Source organism: Streptomyces boncukensis, from assembly GCF_011045075.1.
Taxonomy (GTDB): Bacteria; Actinomycetota; Actinomycetes; order Streptomycetales; family Streptomycetaceae; genus Streptomyces; species Streptomyces boncukensis.
In genome coordinates this window covers 1-6663 of record NZ_JAAKZZ010000418.1, presented here as the reverse complement: position 1 = coordinate 6663, position 6663 = coordinate 1, and the positions used below count along the sequence as shown (strand labels likewise).

1 protein-coding gene is annotated in these 6663 nt (G+C 78.1%); it reads right to left on the bottom strand.

Translation table 11 applies throughout. The features are described from left to right. Positions 1 to 6663: type I polyketide synthase (locus G5C65_RS28525; RefSeq protein ID WP_165301917.1), on the bottom strand; the 6663-nt coding region annotated here is incomplete at both ends.

Below are 6663 nucleotides of genomic sequence, written 5' to 3'. Positions count from 1 at the left end.
ACAGGTGTAGGCGGGGGCGAAGCGGGCCCAGTCCAGGTCGGTGACGGTCAGCAGGGTCTCGTCGTGGTCCAGGGCCTGGCCGAGCGCGACGAGCGCGAGCCGCGGGGACATGAGGCGCAGACCGCGCCGGCCGAGGAGCTCGGTCGCGGCGGCGTCGGCCATGCCGCCGTCGGCCCAGCCGCCCCAGGACACCGAGGTGGCGGTCCGTCCGCGCCGGCGGCGCCGCACGGCGAGCGCGTCGAGATACGCGTTCGCCGCCGCGTAGCCGGCCTGGCCCGCGCCGCCCCAGATGGCGGCGCCGGAGGAGAACAGGACGAAGGCTTCGAGGCCGTCGCCGAGGAGTTCGTCCAGGTGCCGCGCGCCGTCGACCTTGGCGGCGACCACCTGGGCGAGCTCGTCGGCCGAGGTGTGCAGGACCGGGGTGGACTGGGCCGTCCCCGCGGCGTGGACGACGGTGGTGACGGGCGGGCCGTCGTCGAGCGCCGCGAGCAGGGACCGCAGCGCCTCGCGGTCGCTCACATCGCAGGGCTCGACGAGGACCTGGGCTCCGGCCGCCGTCAGCTCCGCCGCCAGCTCCGCCGCGCCGGGAGCCTGCGGGCCGCTGCGGCTGGCCAGGACGATGCGGGGCGCGCCCCGCGCGGCCAGCCAGCGGGCGACGTGCGCGCCGAGGGCGCCGGTGCCGCCGGTGACCAGCGCTGTGCCGGTCGGCCGCCACGGGGCGGTACGCGGCGCGTCGCCGAGGGGCGCGTGGACCAGGCGGCGGGCGAAGACCCCGGCGGGGCGCACCGCGACTTGGTCTTCGCCGTCTTCGCCGTCCAGGCCGGCCAGGACGCCCGCCAGGCGGTCCGCGGCCCGCTCGTCGAGCTCGGCCGGGAGGTCCACGAGGCCGCCCCAGCGGGCGGGCAGCTCCAGCCCGGTGACGAGCCCGAGGCCCCACAGCCCGGCCTGGTCCGCGTCGGGCGCGGGGTCGGCCGCGCCGACGGTGACGGCGCCGCGGGTGGCCAGCCACAGGGGCGCGGCCACGTCGAGGGCCTCGGAGGACCGGACCAGCGCGAGCGTGGCGGCGAGGCCGGTCGCGACGCCGCCGGGGCCGGGCCGGGTGTCGAGGCCGAGCAGGGACAGCACCCCCGCCACGCGGCCGCCCGCCGGGCCGGGTCCGGCGCCGGCCGCGGCCTCCGCCAGAGCGTCCTGGAGCCCGCCGGACAGGCTGTCGCCGTGCGGGTCGCCGTCGGCCGGCGCCACCGTCAGCACCCGGGCGGCACCCCGCTCGGCCAGCGCCCGGACGCACTGGCGAGCGATGTCGTCGGGGTCGTGGGCCGGGGCGACGAGCAGCCAGGTGCCGGACAGGGCCGGCTCCGGCAGGCGGGCCCTGCGGCGCCACTGGATCCGGTAGCGCCAGCCGTCCACGGTGGACCGGTCGCCGCGCCGGGAACGCCAGGCCGACAGGACGGGCCAGGCGGCAGCGGCGCTGTCCAGCAGCTCGCGCTGCTGCGGGTCGGAGACGTCGAGCGCGTCGGCGAGGGACTGCGAGTCGCCGTCCGCGACCGCGGCCCAGAACCGCTCGTCGGCCGGGTCGGCGGCGTCGGAGCCGGCCGGCGCGGCGGGGGCCGCCGGCTCCAGCCAGTACCGCCGGCGCTGGAAGGCGTATCCGGGCAGCTCGGGGAGTTCGTCGGACGCGCCCTGCGGGGGCAGGACGGTGTCCCAGTCGGGGGCGAGGCCGCGGGCGAACGCCGTCGCCAGCGCCCCGCGGAAGCGGTCCGGGCCGCCGCTTTCGCGGCGCAGCGTCGTGACCACGACCGCGTCCTCGGCGCCGGCGGCGTCGGCGAGGTCCTCGATGTTGGAGGTCAGGGACGGATGCGGGCTGGGCTCGACGAACGCGCGGAAGCCGTCGCGCAGCATGGCGGTGACCGTCGCGGCGAACTGCACCGGCCGGCGCATGTTGCGGTACCAGTGCTCGGAGTCCAGGGCAGCGCCGTCGACGGGGCCGCCGTCGACGGTCGAGTAGAGCGGGATGGCCGCGGGCCGGGGCGTGATCCCGGACAGCGCGGCGAGCGCCTCGTCGCGGAGCTTGTCGATCTCGGGCGAGTGCGCGGTGCCGGTGATGCTGATCCGGCGGGCGGCGATCTGGTCGGCGGCCAGCGCCGCTGCGAGTTCGTCGACCGCCTCCGGGTCGCCGGACAGCACGGTGGCCCGGGGGCCGTTGACGGCGGCGAGGTGCAGCCGCCCCGGCCACCGCGCCATCCGCTCGGTGAGCTCTTCGACGGGCAGGGTGACCGTCAGCACCGCCCCGTCGCTGCGCGCGTCGGCGAGCAGCCGGCTGCGCACGACGACGGTCTTCGCGGCGTCCGGGAGGGTCAGGGCTCCGGCGACGTGGGCCGCTGCGATCTCGCCCTGCGAGTGCCCGACGACGGCCTCCGGCACGATCCCGTGCGCGCGCCACAGCGCGGTGAGGGACACCATCATCGCGAACAGGGCCGGCTGGACGACGTCGACCCGGTCCAGCGGCGGGGCGCCCTCGACGCCGCGCAGCACGTCCTCGACCGACCAGCCGGCGTGCTCCGCGATCGCCTCCGAGCACTCGCGCAGCGCGTCGCGGAAGGCAGGGGCGCTCCGCAGCAGGCCGTCGGCCATCCCGGGCCACTGCGAGCCCTGCCCGGGGAAGACGAACGCGACCGGGCCGCCGGCCGCGGCGGCGCCCCGGACCAGCCCCTTGACACCGCGGGCGCCGGCGAGGCCGTCGAGCTGGCCGAGGTACTGCTCAGGCCCGGGGCCCAGCAGCACGGCCCGGTGGCGGAACGCGGTCCGGCCGGTGGCCAGCGCGCGGGCGACCAGCGGGACGGCCTGCGGCGCCGCCAGGTCGGGCCGCTCCTCCAGGTGCGCGCGCAGCCGCGCCGCCTGGGCGCGCAGCGCCGCCTCGGTCCGGCCGGACAGCACCCACGGCAGCGGTGCGTCGGCGACCGCCGGTGCGGGCGGCGGCTCGGCGGCCGCCGGCCGCGGCGGTTCCGCCGGGGGCTCTTCGAGGACGACGTGGGCGTTGGTGCCGCTCATGCCGAACGACGACACGCCGGCGCGCCGCGCGACGCCGCCGCGCGGCCACGGCACCGGCTCGGTGAGCAGCCGCATCGACCCGGACGACCAGTCCACGTGCGGGGTCGGTCCGTCGACGTGCAGGGTCGCCGGGAGCACCTCCCGGCGCAGGGCCTGGACCATCTTGATGACGCCCGCGACACCGGCGGCGCACTGGGTGTGGCCGATGTTGGACTTGACCGAGCCGAGCCACAGCGGGCGCTCCGCGGGCCGCTCCCGGCCGTAGGTGGCCAGCAGGGCCTGCCCTTCGATCGGGTCGCCGAGCGCGGTGCCGGTGCCGTGTGCCTCGACGGCGTCGACCTCGTGCGCTTCCAGCCCCGCGCTGTCCAGGGCCTGGCGGATCACGCGCTGCTGGGCCCGGCCGCTCGGCGCTGTGAGGCCGTTGCTGGCGCCGTCGTGGTTGACGGCGGATCCGCGCAGCACCGCCAGCACCCGGTGGCCGTTGCGCCGCGCGTCGGAGAGCCGCTCGGTCAGCAGCACCCCGGCGCCCTCGCCCCAGCCGGTGCCGTCGGCCCCGGCGGAGAAGACCTTGCACCGGCCGTCGGCGGCGACGGCGCCGCTGTGGCTGCCCTCGGTGAACATGCTCGGCGTGGTCATGACCGTGGCACCGCCGGCCAGCGCCAGCGAGCACTCGCCGCGGCGCAGCGCCTCGGCCGCCATGTGCAGGGCCACCAGCGAGGAGGAGCAGGCCGTGTCGACCGTGAGCGTCGGCCCCTCCAGACCGAGTACATAGGCGATCCGGCCGGAGATGACGCTGGTCGACGTGCCCAGCAGCAGGTGCGGGCCGGTCCCCTCGGGGATGTCGAGCGGGCCGGCGCCGTAGCCGGTCGTCGCCGCGCCGACGAAGACGCCGGTGGGGCTGTCGGCGAGCGAGCCGGGGGCGATCCCGGCGTGCTCGACCGCCTCCCAGGCGGTCTCCAGCAGCAGCCGCTGCTGCGGGTCCATGGCCAGCGCCTCACGGGGGCCGATGCCGAAGAAGGCGGCGTCGAAGTCGGCCATGCCGTCGACGAACCCGCCCTCGAAGGTGCGTCCGTGGCCGGCCTCCGCGCCGTCGGCGCTGCCGGTGCCGTCGGCGCTGTCGGCTGCGTAGATGGCGTCGAGCTGCCAGCTCCGGTCGGTCGGGAAGGGCGCGATGGCGTCGACACCGTCGCTGACGATCCGCCACAGCTCGTCGGGGGTGTTGGCGGAGCCGGGCAGCCGGCAGCTCATCCCGATGATCGCGATCGGCTCGTCGGCGGCGGGCGCGGGCACGTCCGCCGCCGACGGGGGAGTGACGGCGTCCGCACGGTCGCCGACCACGGCCCTGCCGAGCATGTCGGCGAGCTGACGGGCGGTCGGGTGGTCGAAGACCAGCGTGGCCGACAGCCGCAGCCCGGTGGCCGCGGCCAGCCGGTTGCGCAGCTCGACGGCGGTCAGCGAGTCGAAGCCGAGCTCCTTGAACGTCCGGTCGGCCTCGACCGCCTGCGGCCCGGGGAAGCCGAGCACCGCGGCGGCGGCGGAACGGACCAGGTCCAGCAGGAACCGCGCACGGTCCTGGGGGCTGAGCGCGGCGAGCCGGTCCGCCGAGGCGGCGCCCTCGGCCGGGGCGGCGTCGCGCGCCGACCGGCGCGCACCGGCGCGGACCAGGCCGGTCAGCGCAGGCGGCAGCGATCCGGCGGCGGTCAGGGCCGCGGTGTCCAGCCCGGTCGGCACGAGGGCCGGGTACGGCGCGGCCAGCGCGGCGTCGAGCAGGGCGAGTCCGTGGTCGACGGCCAGGGGCGGGAAGCCGGAGCGGGCGATGCGTTCGCGATCCGCCGGGGTGAGCCGGGCCGCCATGCCCGCGGTGCCGTCCCAGGCGCCCCAGGCCAGCGACAGGCCGGGCCGGCCGGTGGCGTGCCGGTGCTGGGCCAGGGCGTCGAGGACGGCGTTGGCCGCGGCGTAGTTGCCCTGGCCCGCTGCGCCGAGCGTCCCGGCGACGGAGGAGAACAGCACGAAGGCCGCGAGGTCGTGGTGCCTGGTCAGGTCGTGCAGGTGGAGCGCGGCGTCGGTCTTGGGCCGCAGGACGGTGTCGAGCCGCTGTGGCGTCAGGGCCGCGACGGTGCCGTCGTCGAGCACGCCCGCCGTGTGGAAGACGGCGGTCAGCGGATGGGCGGCCGGGATCGCGTCGAGCACGGCGGCGAGGGTGTCGCGGTCGGCGGCGTCGCCGGCCAGGATCTCGACCTCGGCGCCCAGCGCGGTCAGTTCGGCGGTCAGCTCCCGGGCGCCGGCGGCGTCCGGTCCGCTCCGGCTGAGCAGGAGGAGACGGCCGGCGCCGTGGGCGGTGACGAGATGCCGCGCGAGGACCGCGCCCAGGCCGCCGGTGCCGCCGGTGACCAGGACCGTGCCGGAGGGGTCGAGGGCCCGCGGGACGGTGAGGACGACCTTGCCGATGTGGCGGGCCTGGCTGACGTGGCGGAACGCGTCCGGCGCCTGCCGCAGGTCGAAGGCCCGCACCGGCGGCAGCCGCAGCGCGCCGGACCGGAAGCGGGCCAGCAGCTCGGCCAGGATCTGCCCGATGCGCTGCGGGCCCGCCTCCCACAGGTCGAAGGACTGGTAGCGCACACCGGGATGTGCTGCGGCGACCTCCCCGGCGTCGCGGAGGTCGGTCTTGCCCATCTCGACGAACCGGCCGCCGCGCGGCAGGAGCCGCAGCGAGGCGTCGACGAACTCCCCGGCGAGCGCGTCGAGGACGACGTCCACGCCGCGCCCGGCGGTGGCGGCGGCGAAGCGCTCCTCGAAGTCCAGGTCCCGCGAGGAGGCGAGGTGGTCCTCGGCAACGCCCATGGCGCGCACGGCGTCCCCCTTGCCGGGGCCGGCCGTGGCGAAGACGTCGGCGCCGAGGTGCCGGGCGAGCTGGACGGCGGCGGTGCCGACACCGCCGGCGGCGGCGTGCACGAGGACCGCCTCACCGGCCTGGAGCCCGCCCAGGTCGACCAGGCCGTAGTACGCGGTGGCGTAGGCGATCGGCACCGCGGCGGCCTCCGCGAACGTCCACTCGGACGGCATCGGGGCGAGCAGCCGGTGATCGGTCACCGCGACCGGGCCGAACGCGCCGGGACACAGCCCCAGGACCCGATCGCCGGGCGCGAGGCCGTCGACCTCCGGGCCGGTCTCCAGGACGATGCCGGCCGCCTCGCCGCCCAGCACGACCTCGCCCGGGTACATGCCGAGCGCGTACAGGACGTCGCGGAAGTTCAGCCCCGCGGCCCGCACGGCGATGCGCACCTGCCCCGGGCCGAGCGGCTGCTCCGGGTCCGCCGGGGCGAGCCGGAGGCTGTCCAGCGTGCCGGGCTGCGGGGTCTCCAGCCGCCAGGCCGCAGCCCCCGCCGGGACGGGCAGCCCTGCCGGGTGCGCGGCCCGCACCAGCCGGGCGGCGAACGGCTCCCCGCCCCGCACGGCGATCTGCGGCTCGCCGGCGTCGATCGCGGCCGCGATCGACGCCCAGGGCACACCGTCGTCGTCGGTGTCCGCCAGCAGGAAGCGGCCGGGCTCCTCGGACTGCGCGGCCCGGACCAGACCCCACACCGCGGCGGCGGCCGGGTCGGGGGGCCGGTCGCC